Here is a 22,688-nt window from a genome sequence, read left to right on the forward strand (position 1 = left end):
AAAATTAGACGATGCTTTCCCGACCCAAAAATATTCGTGAAGATATATCTCGCCGCTCGTGGATAGTGGCTATTGGCCTGATTGTCCTCGGAGCAGTAGTAATTTACCGTATTTTTTACATCCAGCATTTTGCCCTTCACAAAGATAAGCCTTGGATTGAGTACATGTCAACCACGATGCACATTGATACCATTGAAGCAATGCGTGGAAACATTTATTCGAATGATGGGAGTTTGATGGCAACGTCGCTGCCGTACTTTGAAGTATCTCTGGATCCTACTGTCACGGATAGTACGTATTTCTATAGCCGCGTTGATTCGGTGGCGACGCTTCTTTCTGCGTTATTTCAACAAAGAACGGCTGAAGACTACCGCCGTGAGATGGTGTTTGCACGCCATGAGTTTGAAAAAAATAAGAAAAAAGGAAATCGTAACATTCGGCTGGTGAAACGAAGAATAACGTATCGGGAGTACAATATCATTCTTAACCAGTCTTTTACGGGATTTGTTTATGACAAGAAAGCGAAGAAAAAAGTAAAAGGAACTTGGAAAGGTTGGCCGTTTTTTCGCCGATTTGCCACAACTGGCCGAAGCCGTGGCGGAAAACTGACGGTGGTTTATGAGCGCTATAATCCGTTTGGGTCGCTGGCTGAGCGTACCATTGGTGATTTAGATAAAAAAACACGGCATGGCTCTTTTGGGATAGAGGCTAGTTTTGATAACCGATTGGCGGGGACGCCCGGTATTGGCCTATACCGCGTCTTGGACGACCAAACCTTTATGCCCAACGACGATGACGAAAAAATACAGCCTGTCAATGGTTACGATTTACACACAACCATTGACGTGAATTTTCAGGACATTGCCGAAACAGCCCTGCGCAATACGCTCGAACGGTACAGGGCTTCGTACGGTTCGGTGATTGTGATGGAAGTCCAAACGGGTGAGATTCGGGCCATTGCCAACTTGTCGCGCTCCTCCGATTCTACCTACAGCGAAACCTACAACTACGCCTTGGCGGGGTTGAGTAATCCAGGTTCTACGTTTAAGCTACCCACCATGTTGGCAGCTTTTGAAGAAGGGTTGCCCTTGAGCAAAATGTATCATACAGGCAATGGCAATGCCAAATACCGTTCGGCGGTGATTCGGGATACCAAAAAAACGGGCCACGGAAGCATTACAGCCCAGCAGGTATTTGAGAAATCGTCGAATGTAGGGGTGCATTTGATTATGAAAGATTATTTCTACGCCCACGGAGACAAGTATGTGGGATACCTGAAACGGTTTCATTTGCGCGAACCTACGGGTATTCACATGAAAGGTGAGCCTGCACCACGGGTTCGGACGCCGTCGGACAAGCGTTGGAGCAAAACTTCGCTGACCTACATGAGCTACGGATATGAGTCGGAGCTGACGCCTTTGCAGATGTTGGCTTTTTACAATGCCATTGCCAACGACGGGTATTGGGTGCGCCCCATGATTGTGAAGCAAGTAAAAGATGCGGATAAGGTGATTCAGGAATATCCAGTGTTTAAAAGCGAAGAACGTATTGCGTCAGAAAATTCAATCAAAAAAGCGCGTACCATTCTCGAAGGGGTAGTGGACCACGGAACGGCTACCAACATTAGAAATGACCATTATAAAATTGCGGGTAAAACAGGAACGGCGCAAAAATTGGTGAATGGACGATACCTGCAAGGGCTATACAATACGTCGTTTATTGGTTATTTTCCTGCCGATGAGCCGCGCTACACGTGCTTGATTGTCGTTGACAGTCCGCGCGGGTTTAGCATGGAGCAGTTGTACGCAGGAAGTGTGGCCGCGCCCGTGTTTAAAGAAGTGGCTGATCGTATCATTGGGTACGACATAAAAATGCACCCGCCGTTGACGAAGCAAAAAAATAAAACATCGGAAATGCAGAAGCAACTGCGGGCGGGACATTCGGCTGATATTCGGATTGTGGCCGAAGAAATGGACATCGAAGCTCCCGTAAACGTAGATGGTTGGGTGGAAGCTAAAAAAGAAGGAGATAAAGTTGCGTGGGCCAACCGCGATACGGATCCTACGAAAGTGCCTAATTTGAAAGGAATGTCGCTACGTGATGCGTTGTATCTGCTCGAAAACCACGGCTTTAAGGTTAAATATTCGGGGCGGGGAAAAGTGGCTTCTTATACCAATCAGGGGGGCGTGTATTCGCTGGTGCTGAGGTAGAGGGGGAATGACGAGGGACGAATGAGCGAATGACGAAATATGCTTTAAACAAACAAGGCTTGGCGAAATCTTCGCCAAGCCTTGTTGTTATATGGAGCGTTTGCGAGGTTTTGAGAAACCTCGGTTTTCGGTTTTGAGAAACCGAAAACACACAACCGAAAACTTACCCCCACTTAGCGGCTTGGATGTTGTCGATGCTGATTTTGATGCTTTCTAGTGGTGGACGCTGACACACGTCTTGCTCTACAAAATAATGCTTTAAGCCTGCTTTTTTGGCATCTTTGAACAACGCGCCAAAATCAATGGTGCCTACGCCTACTTCTGCAAACTCTTTCTTTTCGGTATTGGCCATGTCTTTTACGTGCCAAAGCGGAAAACGACCTGGGAATTTTTTGAAGTATTCGTTGGCATTTTCACCTGCTTTCGCTACCCAATACAAGTCCACTTCCATGATGACGTTGGTGTTTTTCAACAACAAGTCGTATGGTTTTTCGCCGTCAATTTTTTGGGTAAATTCAAAATCGTGGTTATGGTAACCGAGTGTAAGACCTGCTTTTTTTGCCACTTCTGAGCCTTTGTTCAACAGCTCAAAAAGTTGTTTGTAATCTTCAGGTTTGCGTTCGTTGTCAATCAAATAGGCGATAACTGCGTATTCTTGCCCAATTGCTGCGGCATCTTCCACTATTTTATCCCAGTTTTTGGTCAAGCCATCGGTGTCTCCAAATGCCTTGGAGCGGGCTGTCATGTAGTGGCCGCTGATGGCTTTGAGGCCATTATCGGCAAGAATCTTACGGTATTCGGTAGGGGTTTTTCCAAAAAACTTGCCTTGGTTGTACCCAAAGTTTTCTACTTTTTTATATCCAAGTTTGGCAACTTCGGCCAAAATTTTCTCGATTCCCTGCTTTTGGATGTCGCTGCGAAGGGTGTACAACTGTAATCCTACCGATTTGGCATTGGGGCGGGCTTCCAACCCGAGCATAGCGAGGGCACTTAGTCCCGCTGTGCTTTGAAGAAAGGTTCTACGGTTCATTTGGTACAAAAGGTGATTTGATAGGTTGAACTTCGTACAAAAGTAATCAGAATCGGATAATTACTTGAAAAGTATTTATCAATTTGATACTAAGTTGTATTTCAAGGTGTTATGAGTTGAAAAAAAGAAATTTGTGCTAAAACAAAGATGTTGGCGTGCTAAAAACGGCAAAAACGACTCAGTAGTATGACGATTAAAAAATAACTTTGAGAAGAATGCAACGTTAGCCGTTTTAGATGCATCTTATAGACAAATACCAAATACAACCGTTTTAACACTAGTAACCACATGAAAACAATCTTCAGAAGTCAGTTAATGCTTGCAATGTTGGCAAGCGCATTGGTAGTAGTCGCTTGTTCATTTTCTTCAAAACAAGACGACAGCCGCAGCTCACGTACCTACGATTTGAAAGGTTTTGACCGTTTGTCGTTGGGAAGTGCGTTTGAAATTTCGGTAACAAAAGGCAATTATTCGGTCAAAGTGGAAGGCCGTAAACAGGATATTGACGATTTGGAAGCAGGCGTTTCGGCGGGAAAACTTCGGATTCGCTACAAGGACTCATTGGGCTGGGGAAGAAACCGCAAGCGAGTGACAGTAACGGTTTCGATGCCTACACTCAAAGGATTGGACTTGTCGGGTGCAACGACCTCAAGGGTGTCGGGCTTCAACGATTTAGGAACACTCGACTTGGATATTTCGGGAGCTTCTAAGTCGGATATTCAAGTAAAAGCACAAAAAATAATCATGGACGCCTCGGGTGCTTCTAGCATTACATTGACAGGAAATGCCAACCGTATCGAAGGGGAAGTGTCGGGTGCTACTTCGATTAGAGCGTACGATTTTCCCGTAAAAGAAGCATTTTTGGACGTGTCGGGCGCGAGCAACGTACGCGTGAGTGTCAACGGCAAAATGGAGGTAGAAGCGAGTGGCGCTAGTAGTGTGCGTTACCGTGGAACGGCCTCGGTTCGTTCCAATACCTCAGGCGCAAGCTCCGTCAAAAGCGAATCATAGGGAATGTTGAGTGAGTGTCGAGTGTAAAGTGCAGAATGTCGAATAATTTAAAAAAATTCGACATTCTGCATTCTCCCCTCGACATTCCTTTATCTATCTATCCAGCGTTTAAAAACGGGGGCTTTTTCGCGACTAATTTCTACTTCGGGGAGGTGGTTGGTTTTGAGTTTTAGGTACAATTTTCCTGCCGCATCTCCTTTATAACTTTCAATGGCTTGCTGATTAATAATTTGTCGGCGGCCCGTTCTGAAAAATTCGATAGGACTCAGAATATCTTCTACTTCATCGAGCGTGTTTTGTTCGGCAATGTATTTTTGTCCGTCGTGCGTAACGACATAGATGACTTGGTCGAGGTAAAAAGCGGCGATGTCAGAGATTGAAATAGGAATGGAGGCATTGCGGTGCTGCACAATGAGTTTTTCTTTGTACAACTTTCCTTTTTGCGCTGGGTGATTGACCAACGTCTGGAGCAACTCAGTGGGCATCTGGGCATTCTTTTTCAGGGCTTTGTATTTTTCCAAAGCCCGAATGAGGTCTTCTTCATCAATGGGCTTGAGCAAATAGTCAATACCGTTGACCTTGAAGGCTTTGATGGCATATTCGTCGTAGGCCGTGGCAAAAATAATGGGACATTTGATGTCGAAATAATTGAACAAGTCGAAGCTAATGCCATCCGAAAGCTGGATGTCCATAAACAGCAAATCAGGTTCAGGGTTTTGCATAAACCAACGGCGGGCCGTTTTGACGCTGTGGAGTACGTCAAGGACTTCCGTTTGGGGTGCTATGTCTTTTAGCATCCGTTGGAGCTGTTCAGCAATCAAAATTTCATCTTCTACGATTAGGACTTTCATATAAGTTAGGACTTGGGAATGACGAATTAGGGATTACGAATGACGAATTGGGGGAACCAATCAACCAAAAACCAGTTAACCAATAACCAAAATCACAGCAAAGGCAGGGTGACTCGGAAGGTTTCGGGGGTTTGCTCTACGACCATGGGTACACTCGAAAAATAAGCGTACAAGTCGGTGAGGCTTTTGAGGGCTTCGTTGCGTTTTGGTTCTAAAATTTGCTTCTTTTGAAGGTTGTTTTCTATAATTAATTGGTTATCAATTGATTTTATGGATATTTTCAATGGACTATCGGGGTCGGTGATGTTGTGACGGGTCGCGTTTTCTACTAAGATTTGCAAAACAGCAGGAACAAGCTTTCGTTCGAGGTACTGAGGTGGCACGTCGATGAGCACCGTAAGCCCTTTTCCAAAGCGCGTTTGGAGTAAGTCGGCATAATCTTTAATAAAATTTAGCTCATCGCTGAGTGGTATGAGCGGCGTGCTACGGGTCGAAAGTAAGTAACGATACACCCGCGTAAGCTGGCTCAGAAACTTGACGGCGAGGCGCTGGTCGCTGTAAATGAGGCTTTCTAAGGTGGCTAGGCTATTAAACAAAAAGTGTGGGTTTAGCTGGCTAACTAAACTCTGGTACCTGACGTCGGACTGGGTACTGTCATAGTTGGTTGCGTCACTCGCTGGTTTGGCGGGGAGTTCGTGGGATTGGTTAGGTTGGTTAGCGAGTGGTTTCATAGATTAGGTGATTTCTTGGCTGGCTGCCTCGGCCATAGCAGCTGCCATTAGGCTGTAAACATCGAGCCACGCTTGCCGAATTTCGGGCGTGAAATCGTCTTTAAGTACTTTTTCTAGCGTCCAAATCAGCGATTCGCCAACAAAGGCATAATGACTGTCTTGAGTGCCATATTTTACGTGGCGGCGTCCCAAATCATGAAGAAGTGGGAGCAACTCGTCCATATTATCTAACGAACAAACCGCAAAGCTAATCACTTGAAATAGCTTAATTCCTTGGGTTTTAAGGTCGCTTTTAAACAAAGGTTGTACTTCGGGGATAATTTCAAATAGGCGACCATAAAAAACCTTGGCGGCATATTCAGATTTAGGAACAATACGCGCAAAGCTTGTTTGGACGAGTCTTTTTTGTTGGTCATTCATGGTTTCAACAATTGAGCAAGGGTTGATGTACTAATCAGGTGGCTGAAATTATGTAAATTCAATGGGGACTTTACAAAAAAAGCAATTGAGTCGTGGGTTTCGCGACTTAATCCGCCCCAAAAACTTGGGCGAACCGTTAATCTAATAAGGGTACCCGTACGACAAAATGCGTGTTTGTTTCTTCGATAAACAGGGGTCGGTTGGTTAGATAGCTGTACAATGCCTTAAAATCACTGAGACCCCGTTTGTTGGAGGTCGCAACGGTACCTCGTTTTTGTAAGTTATTTTCAAAAATTAAATACTCATTGTCTTCATATATCAACACTTTTAGCGGTGATTCCAAAGCGGTAATGTTGTGTTTGATGGCGTTTTCAATCAGGTTTTGGAACGTCACTGGGACAATTCGTTTTTGGTTTAAAGTCTCCGAAAGGTGGATGTCAATCTGTAGCCCGTCGCTATAACGCATGTGAAGCAGGCTGACAAAATCGCGGGCAAAACGTAATTCTTGTTCCAGCGTCACGGTTTCGTGGTCGTCGTTTTCGATGAGGTAGCGATATACCTTTGTTAGCTGACGCAGGTACTTCGAGGCCAGTTTGTGGTCTTTGTAAATCAAACTGTCGAGCACGGCCAAGCTATTGAACAAAAAGTGCGGATTGAGCTGATTGACAAGGTTTTGGTATTTGGATAAAAACTTTTCTCGTTCCAGCAAAATCGTTTTGCGTTCCGTCTCGGCTTGTTGTTTTTGGGCTATTTCAAACTTCTGTTGGTAGTCGAGTTTTTCGGTCAACTCTTGGTTCAATTGATTTTGGAGCGTTTGTTGTTCTTCCAACAGTTTTACTTCGGTGGCGTGTTCGTGTTCAATCATTTTGACCCGCCAGCGGTACAAATACACGCCCGAACCAATCAGGGTAGCAAGGACCAAAAGCCGAAACCACCAACGTTGCCAGAAGGGTGGATGAATGATGATGTGCAGGTGGTACGGGACAGGGTTCCAGACACCGTCGTTGTTGGCCGCTCGCACGTGCAAAATATATTCGTTAGGCTGTAAATTGAGGTAATTGAGGGTGGTTTGGTGGGTGGGTGCTCCCCAAGTTTTTTCAATGCCTTCGAGCCAAAACGAAAATAGATTGTTTTCGGAATGGTCATAACTCAGGGCGGCGACTTCAATCGTCAGGTCGTTTTGGTCATAATCTAGCTCTATTGGGACGTTGGTTTGGCGGTAAAGCGTTGGCAATACTTCCTTGCCATACACTTTGACCGATGTTACGGCTACGGGCGGGATAAACGAATTGGTCTTGACTTGGTTGGGGTGAAAACTCACCAGCCCGTACAAGCCGCCAAACAGCAAATTGCCTTGGCTGTCTTTGGCGACGCATTCGGTTTCTACCGACAATACTTGCAGGTTGTCGGCCGAGCCAAAAGAAGTAAATCGTTTGCCATTTTCCTCAAAACGAGTTAAGCCATTGGCCGTTCCCATCCACAGGGTGCTTCCTACGCGAATCAGGGCCGATATATAATTGTTAGCCAGCCCGTTGCGGGTGGTGAAGTTGGTAAATTGCTGCGTTTGTCGGTTTAAACAACCCAATCCGTTGTCGGTGCCCATCCAGATATTTCCCTTTGAATCTTCGGCAAAAGCCATGACGCCGTTGTCGGGTAGTCCTTTGGGGTTACTTTCTTCGTAACGGTATGAAACAGTTTTGGTCAAATCGGGGCTAATGCAAAGCACCTCATCGACGCCGCAGCCTACCCACAGGTAGTTTTTGCTGTCAAAAAAGAGTGAATTAAAACGGTTGATAGGTACTTTCCGAATCCGCGCATCATTGAAATGATTGGTGAAAATGCGTGTTTTGGGGTTGTAAATGGTCAAACCTTCTTCTGTCCCAATAAAAATGCGGCCATCGGCACTTTCGGCAAGGTCGTAAATCAGTTTGCCTGCCACAAAATCGGTACGGGTAATACCCTCCGAAGGGGAGGGATTTTCTTCATTTGGCAGGTGGTCGAAGTGCGTAAATCTGCCCGTTTTAACGTCAAAATAGTGTAAATACGAACGAGTTCCTACCCACACGCCGTCGTTGCGGTCCACCAGCACACTGTTGATGTAATTGTCAGTCAGGCTATACGGGTTATTGGGATCATGTAAATAGCGTTTGTGGGTCGTTTTTTTTGCATCAATCCAGAGCAAGCCTTCGCTTGTGGCCAGCCAAAGGTTGTCTTTGCTATCGACCGCAATCCGATTGATGGTACTGGCGTTGGCATTGGGCTGAGGAACGTTGGCATCTTTGAGCAACGAGCGAAACGACTGGTTGTAAGGGTTGAACCGACTTAGCCCTTTGTACGAAGTAGAAAACCAAATAACTCCCGCACAGTCCTGAAAAACGGATTTGACGTAGTTGGAGCCGAGGCTGCTTGGGGTATTGATGTCAGATAGAAATTGCCCTACTTTGTCCGAATTTTTGGTAAAATAAAAAACCCCTTCGCCCAAGGTAGAAATCCATAAGGTTTGGTCACGGTCAAAATAAATACGGCTGATTTCTTGGGGTTCTTTGAGGGGGAGTTTGATGATCCGAAAAAGCTCACTGGATAAACTCAACGAAGCGACCATTCCGCTCCGCGACCCTACCAGAATATCGCCCGTTTGGGGGTGCTTGGCCAGGGCCGAAAGCGAATTGTCGGGGATGCTACCAAGCTCATCGCTTTTGCAAAATACCTGAAACGACTTAGACGAACGATGATAACGATACAGCCCCATGTCGGTACCCACCCAAATCGTCTCGCCGTCGGCCATGATACTCCGAATCGAATAAACTTGGGTTTTGGAGGAGGCGTCAGTGGGCAGTTTAACGAGTTCCGATTTTTTAGAAATAGGGTCAAAAACAAGGAGCCCAGAGGCGGTACCTAGCCAAAGTTTCCCTTGGGTGTCTTCGGCCACGCAGCGAATGTAATTGCAGCGCTTGCCGTGTTGGCTAAAGTAAAATCGTTCAAATTGTTGGGTGCGAAAATCGAAGCGGTTAAACCCATTTTGGGTGCCGACCCATAACGTACCATTTTTGGACATAAAAACGGCACGCACCAGCATGTCGGACAAAGAATGAGGGTTGAGCCGTTCGTGGTCAAAAATACGGCACTGTTTTCCATCGTACCGCACCATTCCCATCATGGTACCCACCCACATAAAGCCCGACGTATCCTGAACTGTCGCCGTAATGTAGTGGATGGGAAGGCCCTGCTCGGGGCCAAGGTGCTGAAACGAGACGTTCGAGAATTGGGCATGACTCCTATGCTGCCCCCAGCAGATGAAAACCAAAAAGAGCAGGGACGACAGGCGAAATGGCATAAATGCGACCAATTTTAGAGGGTTAAAGCTAAAACTTTACGAAGTAAAAACCCAAAAAGAGAAAGCGAGTCGTGGATTTTGGGAATTAAACCGTATTGAAACGATAAATGAACCGTTGGAAAGAAAGTTAAAACGTTTCAATGGGGAATTTAACCGCTTTACTTTTTTGATTTTTCCCAGCGTCGTTTTACCCACCACCTTTGCAATGTCAATCACGACAAACAAATCATTCAAACACAAAAAACAAAACAAACACAACAATGAAAAAGCAACTTTCAAAACTTCATTTAAAAACGGATAACATCGTTGTGCTCTCTAAAAACGATATTCTAGCTATTAAAGGAGGGGCACCTGCGGTCAAAACTCTTTCTTGCCAAGTAGGTCGCTGCTGGCCAAATGGTTAGTCGTTCTATTGAAACAATCTCTCATTTTTCTTTCCATTCACTTAAACACAAAACACAAAACACAAAACAAACACAACAATGAAAAAGCAACTTTCAAAATTGAACTTGAAGACTGACAAAGTAGTAAACTTGTCAAAAGACAACAGCCAAGGCGTCGTAGGTGGCCGTCCTCAATCGAACCCTAATTCAAAAGTGTATTGTCTGACTGACTTATGTACATTCACGGGGGCAACATTCTCTTGCTAATTTTTCTTTCCATTTATTTAAACACAAAACACAAAACAAACACAACAATGAAAAAGCAACTTTCAAAATTGAACTTGAAGACTGACAAAGTAGTAAACTTGTCAAAAGACAACAGCCAAGGCGTTGTAGGTGGCCGTCCTCAATCGAACCCTAATTCAAAAGTGTATTGTGTGAGTGACTTATGTACATTCACGGGGGCAACATTCTCTTGCTAATTTTTCTTTCCATTCATTTAAACACAAAACACAAAACAAACACAACAATGAAAAAGCAACTTTCAAAATTGAACTTGAAGACTGACAAAGTAGTAAACTTGTCAAAAGACAACAGCCAAGGCGTTGTAGGTGGCCGTCCTCAATCGAACCCTACCTCGAAGCACTATTGTCATTCTGATTTGTGCACATTTACTTGCCCATCTTGGAGCTGCTAATTTTTCTTTCCATTTACTTACAGCCAAAAAATCAATAACAATGAAAAAGCATTTGTCAAAACTCAGCCTGAAAACCGACAAAGTCGTATCGCTTTCAAAGACCCAACTTCAAGATGCTCAAGGAGGTGCCGTGCCTTTTACGCAGAAAAAAACTTGTTTTTGTTTGTAGTAGCTATCTTTTAGCGGTCTTATGTGGCAGCCACCCTTCTCTAGGGTGGCTGTTTTTTTATAACCAATATTCGCGTTCTTATGGTGGCTTGCCTACGCTTCAAAAGAGATTTCTGACGGTTTAGCAAGATTGATTTTAGACCCTGAAAAAGTTTAATGAATTTTAAGCCTTACTCATCTAAGTGAACCATGACAAGTGTTTATACGCTTACTTCGGAGGATTTCTCCGCCGACTGTAGAACTATTTTGGATCGAATCTATCACCATATTGCGGGTCAGCCAACCGACGGGCACGCGTCGCTGTTGGGGGGGCAAATGGGCTATGCCTTGTTTGAGGCATATTATCACCGCCATTTTGGAATCAAGGACGATGGCCGAATTTGGGAACGGGTGTCATCAAGCCTCAACGCTATTCAAGAAGGCAAACTCATTCATTCGTTTGCGGGTGGAATCGCGGGGGTTGCGTGGGGCTTTTTACATTTGTTCAACGAAGGCTTATTGCAAGACGATGAAATAGACCCGCAGTCGATTGTCGAAGACCTCGACGAAGGCTTGTTTGAAAGCGCGATGTTGTTGTTGGCCGACGGCAATTTTGACTATTTGCACGGGGCGCTTGGGGTGTGTTTGTATTTTCTGGAACGAACTCCCAGTCCTAAAATAACGTCGTACATCGACCAAATTGTCGAACAGCTATCGCTGGTAGCCGTTCGTTTTCCGAGTGGTAGCATTACGTGGGAGTTTGATGATTTTGGGCGTCGAGGTTCGTCTTCACCTTCCTTGTACAATTTGGGTCTATCGCACGGAACCGCCAGTATTGTCGCTATTTTAACACTTCTTTACGAAAAAGGTCATGCGCCAGCCCGTTGTAAAGAACTGATTGCGGGGGCGCTTCGGTGGATGTGGAACGTCCGCAATAAAAGTGCGCAATCAGTGTTTCCAAGCGTGGTTCAAGCCAATGCGCCCGACCAAGAGAGCCGCCTTGCGTGGTGTTATGGAGATTTGGGCATTGCCAATACGTTTTTGTTGGCGGGGCAAAAACTCCAAAACGAATTTTGGGTCGAGATTGCCGAACAAACGATCATCCGCGCGGCGGCGCGTCGAGGCCGTGATGTAGCGATGAAAGACGCTGCACTTTGCCACGGAACCTTGGGAGCGGCGTATCTCTTTGGAAAATTTGCTAAAGCGTTTCCACAACACCTGTTGGAACCAACGGAAACCTATTGGCTTTCAAAGACATTTGACTATGTCCAACCGACTGAGAGCAGCGATGTTTTTTTGAGCTACAACGGCGAGAGATACGAATCAAACCTATCATTGCTTGACGGAGAGGCGAGCATTGGCATGGCGCTTTTGACGTATTTGGGCGCAGCACGGGCGTGGGAGCGTTTTTTGTTGTTGTCTTGAAAAATAGCCTTGGTTTTATGCCTGCGGAGCGGTTGGGATGAACATTTCAATGCGCGTACCTGCGGCTTGGTTTTCGACATCAAACAAATCGACGACTTGAATTTTTGCTTTTTTATCCTTGTATTTCAACGATTCAAAAATGCCGCGTGTCATTTCTTGTCCTCGTGAAATATGTCCCTCTCGGCGTGGGGCAAACTGACGTCCTACGCCGTTGTCTTGAATCGTACAAAAAATATAATTTCCCTCACAACGGGCCGAAATGACCAGTTTTTTATCTCCTTCTTTGGGCATAAGGCCGTGCCAAATGGCATTTTCCACATAAGGCTGCAATAACATTGGAGGCAGGAGTGTGTCGAGCATATCTTCGTCTTCGTCGATGTTAAATTCATAGCTAAACTCATGACTAAATCGAAATGCTTCCATTTCGACGTACATTTTGAGGGTTTCGATAATTTCTTCAAAACGTAGGTATTGGTGGTTAGAATTTTCCATGATTCGACGCACCAAGCGCGAAAATTTAGAGAGGTACTTGGCTCCTTCAACGCCTCGGTTTTGGAGTAAATAATTTTGAACCGAATTAAGTGAATTGAACAAAAAATGGGGGTTCATTTGCGATTGAAGCGCTTTGAGTTTCCATTCGCTCATTTGAAGTTCTAGCTGGTTGCGAATTTGGAGCGTATTTAGCCGCCAACGAATCAGTCCTGCTACTATGATTCCGACCATCAAGGCGATAATTAATTTAAACCACCATGTTTCGGTAAAATAGGGCTCAACCGTAATTGTAAACTTCAACGGGGTTGTTGTCCAAAATCCAAAACTGTTGCCACTTTTGACCCTTAGGGTGTAGGTTTTGGGGGCTAAATTGGTAAACGAAACGGTATTTTGATTACCCATATTGACCCAGTCGTTACTAAAGCCTTCGAGTTGGTATTGATAGACGTTTTCGGTACTGGGCTCAAAATTGAGGGTTGAAAACTGGAGGTTGAGGATTTTTTCGTGCGGCTGTAACCCAATTGCTTGGCTCGTATCCAACGCCCTTGCCTGACCACTCACTTCTATAGCACTCACAACGATTTTTGGAAGTAGTTTTTTGGAGTTTACTTCGTTGATTTTCAGTATATTGATGTGGTTGATGTGTCCTAGTAACAATTCGTTGGGGGGATGGTAATAAAAACCCACGGGTGAGTTACTGTAAAGCCCCTCAATCGTAGAAAGGTGGCGAACGCTACGCGTTGGAACGTTACCAATTTGAATGCCTTCGTTGGTGCTAAACCAAAAATTTCCCCGTGGATCTTCGAGTATATTGGAGCAGTAGGTGTCTAAAATGTCATCTTTTTTGTAATCAAAACTTGCCCCAATTTTACCCGATGTTTCAATTTTGTCCACTCCACCCCAGCCCGATAATAGAACGCTGTTATTAGCGCCATTCTGCAAAGAAAGGTTACACATTGAACTAATTTCTACTCCTTTGTTGAACGGGAGTTCGTGAACATTGACAAAGGTTTTTTGAGGTTCGTCCCAATAAAAAAGACCTTTGCCGCAGGTAGCAAACCATATTTTGCCATTGGCAGTTTGGGTGATTGATTTAATAAGATTGTCTTTGTAAATCTTTTGATAAGCTTCTTGGGTCCAAAGTGAGAGCGGCCGTAACGTTGGATAATCAAGAACATGCAAACCGTGATTTTGGGAGGAAATCCATAGACGTTTTTGGGCGTCAAGCAAAACGTCCGTAAAATTAGCGGAGACTAGGTTCATGATTTCTTTCCACGGGCGAAGTACTTTTTGTTGAAAGTCAATTTTGTAGATACCGTTGTCGGAAAGGGCAACGGCTTGATTCCCAATCCAGCGTAAACGATGAATGTACTCGGATTTGGGGAGAGGAAATAGCTGGATGGCTTGGGTTTCAGGTGCCCATTTGAGCACACCCGTGTGCGATAGCCCTAAGAGGTAGTGGCCATTAGGTAGTGGCAAGATTGAGGTAATGGTCACGGGGGCATTGACGGCCTTATGAGCAATGTGAAAGGTGCGAATGCCAATGTTTTTGTATCGATATTTGTAAAGGCCCATTTTGGTGCCCATCCACAATAGCCCATTTTCCTTGTCATCGAAAAAAGTTTTGATGGGGATACCGCTTTTGTAAAACGCTGGAAATGAATAAACCCGCTGTTGTTCAGGGTAAAAAGCCCGTAACCCAGTTTCAGTACCGAGTAAGAGAAGATGTTGCCCGTTGAGGTCGGCTACATCGACACCGCACAGAATATCTGCATTTTCAAACCCGCTGGAAAAATGCGTCAGGTGGTCGTTGGGGGCGATGCGCGTCAAGGTCCCATGATGGCTGCCTACCCAAACATTGCCATGAATGTCTTCAAATCCTTGGGTAAATCGAACGGCTTTGTGCTTTCCTTTTTCGACAATACCGTGGTCGAGCAAGCACTCAAGCTTGTCGGTGTTGGGAAGGTAGCGATACACGCCAATTTCGGAGATAATCCATAACCTACGGCGGCTATCTTCAAAAAAGCTGGCGTATTGGTAATCATTTTCATTGGTAGAAATACGGTAAAAATGAAGCTTTCCCGTGGCGGGGTCATAACGTTTTACGTGGGTATAATCGCATAACCATACGTGATTGCGGGTGTCCACGAAGGCTTTTTCGTGAAGGTCGTTTTTGGTGTCTTTGTCGGCGTAGTTGTTTTCGAGTAAAGTTTTAACTGTGAGCGAACGACGCTCAATTTTGCAAAACCCTTTGCTGTCGATGGAAGCGTAAATGGTACCTTTTGAATCTGCGGAGACTCCAGAAGCGTACCCGATTTGAGCGTCTTTGAAGGTCAGAAAACGATACCCATCGTAGCGACAAATACTACGAGCGGTGCCAAGCCACAGAAAACCGTCAGGGTCTTTGGTAATCGACCATACATCGTTAGAAGGAAGCCCTTCTTTGGTGGTAATAGACTCAAAAGTGAGTTCGGGAATTTGTGCTTCTAACGAATAGCCCCCCACTACCAGCATACAAAACAAAAAAACGATGCGGTTCATAACTACACTATTTTGCCTGAGTTGACATAAAAATCAGAAAGAAGCGCTAAGAAATCGTCCTTTCTTCGTCGCGATACCTCGATTTCGGCCCCGTCGCTCATCCATACTTGTCCACCGTCGCCTTTGACGTAGCGCTTGATATGCTCCAAATTGATGATATTAGACTGGTGGACGCGAAAGAAATAATAATTGTCCAGAATCTCTTCGTACTCCTTTAGTAGCCTCGACACGACAATCACTTTGTGGTGGGTCAAATGGAATTTTGTATATGACCCCAGCGACTCACACTGAATGATATCGTTCATTTGTACAATATGAATGCCTTCGGCTGTGGGGAGGGCAATCCGCTGATGATTGTTTCTGAGGCGTTGTTTGAGTGAAGATGTTTTGGGATTTTGAATGTTTTCCTGCAAAATCGTCACCTGTTGTGGCGTGATGGAGGTCGCTTGAGATTTGTATTTTTCTACCGCCGCTTGGAGTTCGTCGGGATCAATAGGTTTGAGAAGATAATCGATGGCGCTGACCCGAAATGCTCGCACGGCGTACTCTTGATAGGCAGTGGTAAAAATCACTCCAAAATCAATTTTTTCAAAACACGCCAATAAGTCAAATCCTGATTTGCCAGGCATTTGAATGTCCAAAAAAACCAAGTTGGGACGTTGAAGGTGAATCAAGTCAAGGGCCGAATCAACGTTTTTGGCTTGTCCACTTATTTCTACCTCAGGGCACACGATTTGGAGAAGATTGGTGAGGGCTTGGCGGGCGTTGGCTTCGTCATCGACGATGATGGCACGGAGTTTTTCCATAAGAAACAAGATTGAGCAAAACAAGGTAGTTCTTTTTTGAGAAATGCCCTATTAGTTGACGATAAGTGGTACTTTTTACTTCAAATTAGGCGGCTTTGGGTTTATATCTGGGGAAAAGGTAACTGCTGAATATAGACCTTCCCAATTATCAATTCATCACTGCCAATTTTAGAAATAAACAGGCCGTTTATAAAGTAAGGCTCTATATAAATAAAGGAATCGGCAACTTTGGGGTAGCTGGTATTATAAAAATGAAGTGATATGCTATGAAAACAACGAAGTGGAAGAAACAAGTTTTGGGGCAAATACACCAACGTTTTGAATGGATGATGCTGATTATAGTGGCACTGATTGTGTTTTTGAGTTTGGTGTGGCGGTGAACTTGGAAGCTAGCCACATCTTTCCGAAAAGTAAAGTACCGTAGGCCAACGCAAAACGGCCGAATGTAAGCTCAAACTAACCGCGTACAAACTGTCAATTTTTCAAAACCTGAGAAAATGCAACTTTACATCGTCAATCACGACGACACAGGGATGCCGAAAACTGAACGTAGAGTAAGCACAATCAATCAACACGTTAAAACTCATGAAAAAGACAACCGAAAAAAACGCACCTAAAGCAGCCAAAACAGTATTGTCGAAAGACGCCGCCCAACACATTCAGGGAGGAGCTTATAAACTTCGTGGCAATACGGGATCTTAATCAAAGGAAATAAAAACGCTGTAAGAAGCGCTCAACAGGTAAGCAGTCTTACAGCGTTTTTAGCAACGCTTCCGTAGTAAAATGCCACTGCTTAAAAGCAAAAAACCACGCTTCGTTCCCCTTTTTTTGAGTCAGGCAGACCGTACCGCTATTTTTACTAAAAAATCAGCCACAGTCATGTCAACTACCTATTTTTCAACGGCCTTTGTACGAGTGCCTCTCGCGGGGAGCGAAGCAATTGAAAACATTGATTGGGAAAAACTCAGCCACCAGCTCACCCAACCTGCTTTTTTAGAAGCGTTGTACATTGCTTCACCTGCCCTGTACGAAGAAGTACAAAAATTGGATGTAACGCAGCATCCCGACGAAAAATCGAAGCGAATTGTTTATTCTCTCCTCAAATACCTCGCGAGGTATGCCACCCGCTGTACACCTTTTGGGTTGTTTGGAGGGTTTGCTACGTTGCCCATTACCACTGCATCCACAGCTGTGCGTATAGATAACATCGGTACTCCTCGTAAAGTGACGCGCCTCGACATGAACTACCTCTGCGCGCTCACCCAAGACCTTGAAAAACACCCTGATATTAAGCCTTTCCTTCGTTTTTACCCCAATACCAGCTTGTACAGCATCAACGGCCAATACCGCTACGTGGAGTATCGGTACAATGGCGGCGGAATGCGTGTTCATCACCTGAGTAGCGCCGAGCAGTCGGAGTACTTGGAGGCGGTGCTGGCCCGTGCTCAAAAGGGAGCATCGCTGTATGCTTTGGCTGAAATGCTTGTTTCGGAAGAGATTACGCTCCAAGAAGCCCTCGACTACGTCGAAGAGGTGGTGGCTTCGCAGCTACTGGTGAGCGAGCTAGAACCTGCGCTTACGGGCGGTGACTTTTTGGCACAAATCATCGGGACGCTCCAAAAGATTGCGGAGATTGAAACGTCGGAACACCTAGCGGAAATTTTGAGCCTTTTGGGCGAAGTTCAGCAGGCATTGTTGGCCATTGAGCAATCGGGGAGCGATTATGGTAGCGCTAAATTTGAAAAAGTGGAAGCCTTATTAAGCCAACTTCCGACGCCGTTTGACCGTAAAGTGTTGTTCCAAATTGATACTTATTTACCCGAACTTTCAGGCCAATTGAACCGTGGCTTGTTGAATAAATTAGCTTCCAAAATCCCTACTTTATTAAAACTATCGCCCGCAGGAAATCCGATGCTCGACGAATTTCGGAATCGGTTTTATGAAAAATACGAAGACGAAGAAGTTCCCTTTGTGTTGGCCCTCGACCCCGAAGTGGGCATTGGGTATCCTGGAGGACAAGCCAAAAACGATATTTCGCCCTTGGTGGAAGGTGTATGGGTGGGTAGTAACCAGTCATCCAATCAGACCCTCAGTATTCCGCCTGAGCACAGCTATTTGCTGCAAAAAGTAGCCGAAGCTCAACTGACAGGTGCGTACGAAATTTGCCTCAAAGAAGAAGACCTGCGTGCCGTAGAAGTACGTCAGCCGCAGTTGCCGCTCACCAACACGGCCATGTTTTCGGTGATTCGTGAGGAGGGGCGGGAGAAAATCGTACTCGATACCTTTGGCGGTACGACGGGAACGTTTTTGCTCGGGCGCTTTGGCCATACCGACGCCTCGGTGTTGGCGTTGCTCAAAGAAATTAGTGCCGCCGAAGACCGCAGCGTCCCAGAGGTGATTTTTGCGGACATTGTCCACCTGCCCGAAGCGCGGACGGGCAACGTCATCATTCGTCCTCAATTGAAAAAGTACCAAATTCCGTTTTTGAGCAAAGCCTCTACGGCGCCCGAATTTGAAATCGCGCTTTCGGATTTAATGTTGAGCGTACGGGGCGGGACGATTTTTTTACGGTCAAAATCACTGAACAAAATCATCGTTCCGCGTTTGTCCAATGCCCACAATTTTTCGAGTACTCAGTCATTGGATACGTACCACTTTTTGTGTGCGTTACAATCGCAGCACGTGCGCTCGGGACTCAGTAATTTTACGGGCAGTTTTGCGCCATTGTTTATGTTTATTCCGCGTTTGGTACTCGACAACATCGTGTTGGCCGAAGCCCAGTGGAATTTCAAAGAGCAGCACGTGAAGTCGATGGTAGCGGCGTTTAAAAACAATAATTGGCCTGCGCTAAAAGCTGAAATTGAGGCGTGGAGAGCGCAATATTCGGTACCGAGGTACATCTGTTTGACACAGTTCGACAATGAACTGTACGCCGATTTAGAAAACCAATGGTTGGCCGAGACTTTCTTAAACGAAATAAAATCACTAGAGCAGTTCAATATCAAAGAGTTTTTGCACCGTGCCGATTCGTCGGTGGTGCAGTCGGGGCGGGGCTGGCACACCAATCAGTTTGTCGTTGCCTTTGATAATACCGCTTCGTATCCCGCAGTCTCAGTAGCCTCTCCTGCGCTGCCTGTACAAAACTCTACTCCAACGACGCGCAAATTTTTTACGGGTTCGGAGTGGCTCTATTATAAAGTTTATACAGGTATCAAAACCGCCGACCGCCTTCTGACCGACGTGTTATATCCGTTGACGGAGCGTTTCAAGGCCAACGGTTGGACCGATAAGTTTTTCTTCATTCGCTACGCCGACCCGAACGTGCATTTTCGTTTGCGTTTTCATTTGGCAAACCCTGCGCACATCGGGCAAGTGGTGCAAGAATTGCACGATGCTTTGGCGCCGTACATGGCCAACAAAACCGTCACTTCGGTCGTAAACGACACCTACAACCGTGAATTGGAACGGTATGGAAGCAATTCTATCGATGCCATTGAAGACTACTTTCACCTCGATAGCGATACCATTTTGCGGTTTTTGTCGATGATTGACGGCTCCGAAGGCGAAGAATGCCGCTGGCGTTTTGGCATGAAACTTACTGATGACCTGCTAACGGCGTTTGGGTTTGATTTAAAACAAAAAATGGAGTTTACCGAAAAACGTGCTGCCGATTTTGGTCGTGAATTTGGGTATAATGCAGGGTTGAAAAAACAGCTGGATGCCCGTTACAAAGACGTTGAACCTGCGCTCCAAGAACTGTTTGCGTTGGCGAATCCCGAACACGCGTTTTTCTACGAATTGTCAAACCAACGCACCGAAAATTTACAGTTGATGATTGAGTACGTTCGGATGTTGCACGCGCAGAGGGAGTTACAAATTTCGTTGGAAGACTTGCTGGCGAGTTTGGTTCACATGAACATCAATCGCCTGTTTCGGAGCCAACAGCGCTTGGTAGAATACATGGTTTTTTACCACCTCCATAAATATTACCGCATCAACTACGGACGCAACGTATTAGCCAAAAAAACAGCCGATTCCAACGTAACAGCCCAATGAAAGACTTCACAAAAACAATTTTTGGCGGTAAAATGAGCCCCTATGGATTAGTTGACCGATTTCCCCATATTCAACAAGGGGCGTCGATGGACTGTGGCCCTACTTCGTTGGCCATTATTTTTCGGCACTACGGCGTCGATAATGTCAAGCATTTGTTTACGCAGTTGGCCGAAATCAACCAAGAAGGGACAAGTTTGTACGCCCTGCTCGAAATTGCCGAAAATTACGGTTTTAAGGCCGAAGGCTATGAGCTGGATTATGACTATTTGCAGCAAATTCAGTTGCCCTGCATTGCCCATTACGAAGGGCAGCATTTTGTGGTCATTTACGAAGCCAACGACAATTTCGTGCGCGTTTCTGACCCTGCTTTTGGAAAAGTTCGGTATTCCAAAGAAGAGTTTACCAATAAGTGGAGCGGCATTGTACTCGAACTAAAACCCACCGAAGCTTTTTACCAAAATGCCGAACTTGCGGAGGCTGGGAAGAAAAATAAAGAAGAAAAACGCTCCATTTTTCAACAAATTTATTGGCCCATCATCAAAGAGAATAAGCGGGTATTGGGGGAAATCTTGTTGTTTTCGCTGTTGCTTGAGTTGGTGGGACTCGTCATGCCGCTTTTCACCCAAACCATGCTCGACGATGTGCTGGTCAACCAAAACAAAAAATTGATGCTGGGTTTGTTGGTGGGGCTGGGGTTGGTGTTTATCGTGCAAGTTGTTCTCACTTACACGCGCAGTATGCTCATGGTGCATTATCGGTTTCGGTTTGAGGTCGATTTTATGACCCAATTTTTCGACCGTCTTATTTCGCTCAAACAAAAATACTACGATAGCCGCAAGCGGGAAGAGTTTATGTCGCGTTTTCAGGAGGGAATCGGGATTCGTCAACTTACGAATCCGATGATTATTCAAAACTTCCTCGACATTTTCTTCATGCTTATTTACTTCCCCGTGTTGTTTGCTTTTAGCGGGTCGTTGGGCTTGATTTCGCTGACTTGTTTTGTGGCTTACTGCGTTACCACGGTCTTTTTTATTCCTATTGTTAAAAACCTTCGCTCGAAAGTCTATCATAAAAATCAGGCGTCGTTGGGCGGTTTTTTGGATACGTTGTTGGGGATTAAAACCGTCAAACTGTTGTCGCTCGAAAAATATAAATTGGTAAAATGGAAACACCTTCACCGCGAGTCCATCAACTCGGTGATGCAAGACGAGCAAAAGCAGATTCTTATCAACTCCCTTCAGCGACTTATTTTTATTTTTAGCCAAATCGCGGTGTTTTGGGTGGGCGCTTATCAGGTGTTTACGGGCCAACTGAGCATTGGGCAATACATGGCGTTTTCGTCTATTTTTATGACGCTGATGAACTCCGTCAATAGCGTAAGTACACTTTGGATGATGATGACGCAGTTGACGGTGAGTTTTGAAAAAGTCAACGAAATTTTCTTAGAAGAGCGCGAAACGAGCAATTACCAAGAACAAATCAATGCCTGTTCGAGCAAAGTTGTGAAGTTTGAAAATGTATCGTTTCGGTATAGTCAACGCGAAGAAAAATACCAATTGCGTAACATTAACTGTGAAATCAAAAAAGGAGAGCGCATTGGTATTGTAGGGCGAAATGGCGCGGGGAAATCAACTTTTGTGAAGCTTCTTGTGGGTCTTTACCCCGAATACGAAGGAAAAATACGTTTTGACGGTGTTGAGCTTCGTGAAATCAACCCCAAAGTGCTGCGTAGCCACATACACATGTTTCCGCAGGATACGTATATTTTTAACGATACCATCAAAGAAAACATCCGCTGTGCCAACCTCGCTGCTTCCACGGAAGATGTCGTTGAGGCGGCCAAGCTGGCCGATTTGCACAATTTTGTCAAAGGCAATCACCTCGGGTACAACCAAATGGTGGGCAATTTTGGCGGAAACCTTTCGGGCGGACAAGTCCTCAAAATTGGTTTTGCCCGCTTGTTTATTTGCCCCGATCCCGACATTATTATTTTGGACGAGGCGAGTAGTGCCTTAGACGTAGAAACCGAACGGACGATTTTGGAAAATATCTATAAACGTTTTGAGGGTAAAACCATCATTTCGATTGCGCACCGCCTGCATACACTCAAAAAAGCTGACCGCATTTTGGTATTTGACGATGGAATGATTTCCGAACAAGGCAAGCACGAAGACCTCCTATCGCAGCGCGGCATTTACTATGATTTTATGAAAACGTACATTGATTACTAACACGCGTCAGACGATAGTCAGACGCAAAAAGAAAAGTTGTCAGACCGAATAGAGCAAACAACAACCGTCTGACTACCGTCTGACGGCCAGCACGCGTCAGACGATAGTCAGACGCAAAAACAAAAAGTTGTCAGACCGAACAGAGAGCAAACAACGACCGTCTGACGGCCAGTACGCGTCAGACGATAGTCAGACGCAAAAAGAAAAAGTTGTCAGACCGAACAGAGAGCAAACAGCGACCGTCTGACTATCGTCTGACGGCTAGTACGCGTCAGACGATAGTCAGACGCAAAGCAACCAAAATGTATTATAAACCTCAATGA

General features: G+C 45.2%; 17 protein-coding genes. 10 read left to right on the forward strand and 7 right to left on the reverse strand.

The features are described 5' to 3' along the window. The first annotated feature begins 11 nt into the window (after positions 1–11). Entirely contained in the window at positions 12–2,210 is a 2,199-nt protein-coding gene (locus tag FHS57_RS00235; protein ID WP_183970863.1) for a PASTA domain-containing penicillin-binding protein, read from the forward strand. Positions 2,211–2,373: 163 nt separating this feature from the next. Here FHS57_RS00235 and FHS57_RS00240 read toward each other — a convergent pair whose 3' ends face one another. After that, positions 2,374–3,240, reverse strand: a complete 867-nt coding sequence (locus FHS57_RS00240; RefSeq protein WP_183970864.1) for a TIM barrel protein — start codon at positions 3,238–3,240, stop codon at positions 2,374–2,376. Positions 3,241–3,528: 288 nt separating this feature from the next. Here FHS57_RS00240 and FHS57_RS00245 point away from each other — a divergent pair, with 288 nt between their 5' ends. After that, positions 3,529–4,251 carry a head GIN domain-containing protein gene (locus FHS57_RS00245; protein WP_183970865.1) on the forward strand — a complete coding sequence of 241 codons (723 nt, stop codon included), beginning with the start codon at positions 3,529–3,531 and terminating at the stop codon, positions 4,249–4,251. An 89-nt stretch (positions 4,252–4,340) separates the two neighbouring features. Here FHS57_RS00245 and FHS57_RS00250 read toward each other — a convergent pair whose 3' ends face one another. From FHS57_RS00250 to FHS57_RS00265, 4 genes are all read right to left on the reverse strand, one after another. After that, a complete protein-coding gene (locus FHS57_RS00250; protein ID WP_183970866.1) occupies positions 4,341–5,102 on the reverse strand; it encodes a LytR/AlgR family response regulator transcription factor in 762 nt (253 codons plus the stop codon). Positions 5,103–5,194: 92 nt separating this feature from the next. Then, a complete protein-coding gene (locus FHS57_RS00255) occupies positions 5,195–5,833 on the reverse strand; it encodes a sensor histidine kinase (RefSeq protein ID WP_183970867.1) in 639 nt (212 codons plus the stop codon). Positions 5,834–5,836: 3 nt separating this feature from the next. Beyond that, a complete protein-coding gene (locus tag FHS57_RS00260) occupies positions 5,837–6,253 on the reverse strand; it encodes a globin family protein (RefSeq protein ID WP_183970868.1) in 417 nt (138 codons plus the stop codon). 136 nt (positions 6,254–6,389) lie between these two features. Next, entirely contained in the window at positions 6,390–9,587 is a 3,198-nt protein-coding gene (locus tag FHS57_RS00265; protein WP_183970869.1) for a ligand-binding sensor domain-containing protein, read from the reverse strand. 260 nt (positions 9,588–9,847) lie between these two features. Here FHS57_RS00265 and FHS57_RS00270 point away from each other — a divergent pair, with 260 nt between their 5' ends. The 6 genes from FHS57_RS00270 to FHS57_RS00290 all read left to right on the forward strand — a co-directional run bounded on the left by FHS57_RS00270 (position 9,848) and on the right by FHS57_RS00290 (position 12,239). Continuing rightward, entirely contained in the window at positions 9,848–9,991 is a 144-nt protein-coding gene (locus FHS57_RS00270; RefSeq protein WP_183970870.1) for a class I lanthipeptide, read from the forward strand. Between the two features lie 78 nt (positions 9,992–10,069). After that, a complete protein-coding gene (locus FHS57_RS00275; protein ID WP_183970871.1) occupies positions 10,070–10,237 on the forward strand; it encodes a class I lanthipeptide in 168 nt (55 codons plus the stop codon). 47 nt (positions 10,238–10,284) lie between these two features. Further along, on the forward strand, positions 10,285–10,452 hold the full coding sequence (locus FHS57_RS00280; protein WP_183970872.1) for a class I lanthipeptide: 168 nt from the start codon (positions 10,285–10,287) through the stop codon (positions 10,450–10,452). Positions 10,453–10,499: 47 nt separating this feature from the next. Continuing rightward, positions 10,500–10,667: a class I lanthipeptide gene (locus FHS57_RS00285; protein ID WP_164490261.1), complete on the forward strand. Its 168-nt coding sequence runs from the start codon at positions 10,500–10,502 to the stop codon at positions 10,665–10,667. 40 nt (positions 10,668–10,707) lie between these two features. Beyond that, complete coding sequence (locus tag FHS57_RS31645) at positions 10,708–10,836, forward strand: class I lanthipeptide (protein ID WP_221225519.1); 129 nt, start codon at positions 10,708–10,710, stop codon at positions 10,834–10,836. Positions 10,837–11,024: 188 nt separating this feature from the next. Continuing rightward, complete coding sequence (locus FHS57_RS00290) at positions 11,025–12,239, forward strand: lanthionine synthetase LanC family protein (protein ID WP_183970873.1); 1,215 nt, start codon at positions 11,025–11,027, stop codon at positions 12,237–12,239. A 15-nt stretch (positions 12,240–12,254) separates the two neighbouring features. On the opposite strand, the gene FHS57_RS00295 is transcribed toward FHS57_RS00290, so the two are convergent. Both FHS57_RS00295 and FHS57_RS00300 read right to left on the reverse strand, forming a co-directional pair. Further along, positions 12,255–15,272 carry a sensor histidine kinase gene (locus FHS57_RS00295; RefSeq protein WP_183970874.1) on the reverse strand — a complete coding sequence of 1,006 codons (3,018 nt, stop codon included), beginning with the start codon at positions 15,270–15,272 and terminating at the stop codon, positions 12,255–12,257. 2 nt (positions 15,273–15,274) lie between these two features. Continuing rightward, positions 15,275–16,078, reverse strand: coding sequence for a LytR/AlgR family response regulator transcription factor (locus tag FHS57_RS00300; RefSeq protein ID WP_183970875.1), 804 nt, complete (start codon positions 16,076–16,078; stop codon positions 15,275–15,277). An 879-nt stretch (positions 16,079–16,957) separates the two neighbouring features. On the opposite strand from FHS57_RS00300, the gene FHS57_RS00305 reads away from it, so the two are divergent. Both FHS57_RS00305 and FHS57_RS00310 read left to right on the forward strand, forming a co-directional pair. Next, positions 16,958–20,134, forward strand: coding sequence for a lantibiotic dehydratase (locus FHS57_RS00305; protein ID WP_183970876.1), 3,177 nt, complete (start codon positions 16,958–16,960; stop codon positions 20,132–20,134). Beyond that, the gene (locus FHS57_RS00310; protein WP_183970877.1) at positions 20,131–22,365 is read left to right on the forward strand and encodes a peptidase domain-containing ABC transporter; all 2,235 of its coding nucleotides are present in this window, start codon (positions 20,131–20,133) and stop codon (positions 22,363–22,365) included. Before FHS57_RS00305 ends, FHS57_RS00310 begins: the two co-directional genes overlap by 4 nt. Positions 22,366–22,688: the final 323 nt, after the last annotated feature.

Origin of the sequence: Runella defluvii (genome assembly GCF_014195535.1) — a bacterium.
Classification (GTDB): Bacteria; Bacteroidota; Bacteroidia; order Cytophagales; family Spirosomataceae; genus Runella; species Runella defluvii.

Bases quoted from the DNA above. Each gene is read 5' to 3' on its own strand.
- FHS57_RS00235 (WP_183970863.1), top strand. From the start codon at position 12: ATGCTTTCCCGACCCAAAAATATTCGTGAAGATATATCTCGCCGCTCG.
- FHS57_RS00240 (WP_183970864.1), bottom strand. From the start codon at position 3,240: ATGAACCGTAGAACCTTTCTTCAAAGCACAGCGGGACTAAGTGCCCTC.
- FHS57_RS00245 (WP_183970865.1), top strand. From the start codon at position 3,529: ATGAAAACAATCTTCAGAAGTCAGTTAATGCTTGCAATGTTGGCAAGC.
- FHS57_RS00250 (WP_183970866.1), bottom strand. From the start codon at position 5,102: ATGAAAGTCCTAATCGTAGAAGATGAAATTTTGATTGCTGAACAGCTC.
- FHS57_RS00255 (WP_183970867.1), bottom strand. From the start codon at position 5,833: ATGAAACCACTCGCTAACCAACCTAACCAATCCCACGAACTCCCCGCC.
- FHS57_RS00260 (WP_183970868.1), bottom strand. From the start codon at position 6,253: ATGAATGACCAACAAAAAAGACTCGTCCAAACAAGCTTTGCGCGTATT.
- FHS57_RS00265 (WP_183970869.1), bottom strand. From the start codon at position 9,587: ATGCCATTTCGCCTGTCGTCCCTGCTCTTTTTGGTTTTCATCTGCTGG.
- FHS57_RS00270 (WP_183970870.1), top strand. From the start codon at position 9,848: ATGAAAAAGCAACTTTCAAAACTTCATTTAAAAACGGATAACATCGTT.
- FHS57_RS00275 (WP_183970871.1), top strand. From the start codon at position 10,070: ATGAAAAAGCAACTTTCAAAATTGAACTTGAAGACTGACAAAGTAGTA.
- FHS57_RS00280 (WP_183970872.1), top strand. From the start codon at position 10,285: ATGAAAAAGCAACTTTCAAAATTGAACTTGAAGACTGACAAAGTAGTA.
- FHS57_RS00285 (WP_164490261.1), top strand. From the start codon at position 10,500: ATGAAAAAGCAACTTTCAAAATTGAACTTGAAGACTGACAAAGTAGTA.
- FHS57_RS31645 (WP_221225519.1), top strand. From the start codon at position 10,708: ATGAAAAAGCATTTGTCAAAACTCAGCCTGAAAACCGACAAAGTCGTA.
- FHS57_RS00290 (WP_183970873.1), top strand. From the start codon at position 11,025: ATGACAAGTGTTTATACGCTTACTTCGGAGGATTTCTCCGCCGACTGT.
- FHS57_RS00295 (WP_183970874.1), bottom strand. From the start codon at position 15,272: ATGAACCGCATCGTTTTTTTGTTTTGTATGCTGGTAGTGGGGGGCTAT.
- FHS57_RS00300 (WP_183970875.1), bottom strand. From the start codon at position 16,078: ATGGAAAAACTCCGTGCCATCATCGTCGATGACGAAGCCAACGCCCGC.
- FHS57_RS00305 (WP_183970876.1), top strand. From the start codon at position 16,958: ATGTCAACTACCTATTTTTCAACGGCCTTTGTACGAGTGCCTCTCGCG.
- FHS57_RS00310 (WP_183970877.1), top strand. From the start codon at position 20,131: ATGAAAGACTTCACAAAAACAATTTTTGGCGGTAAAATGAGCCCCTAT.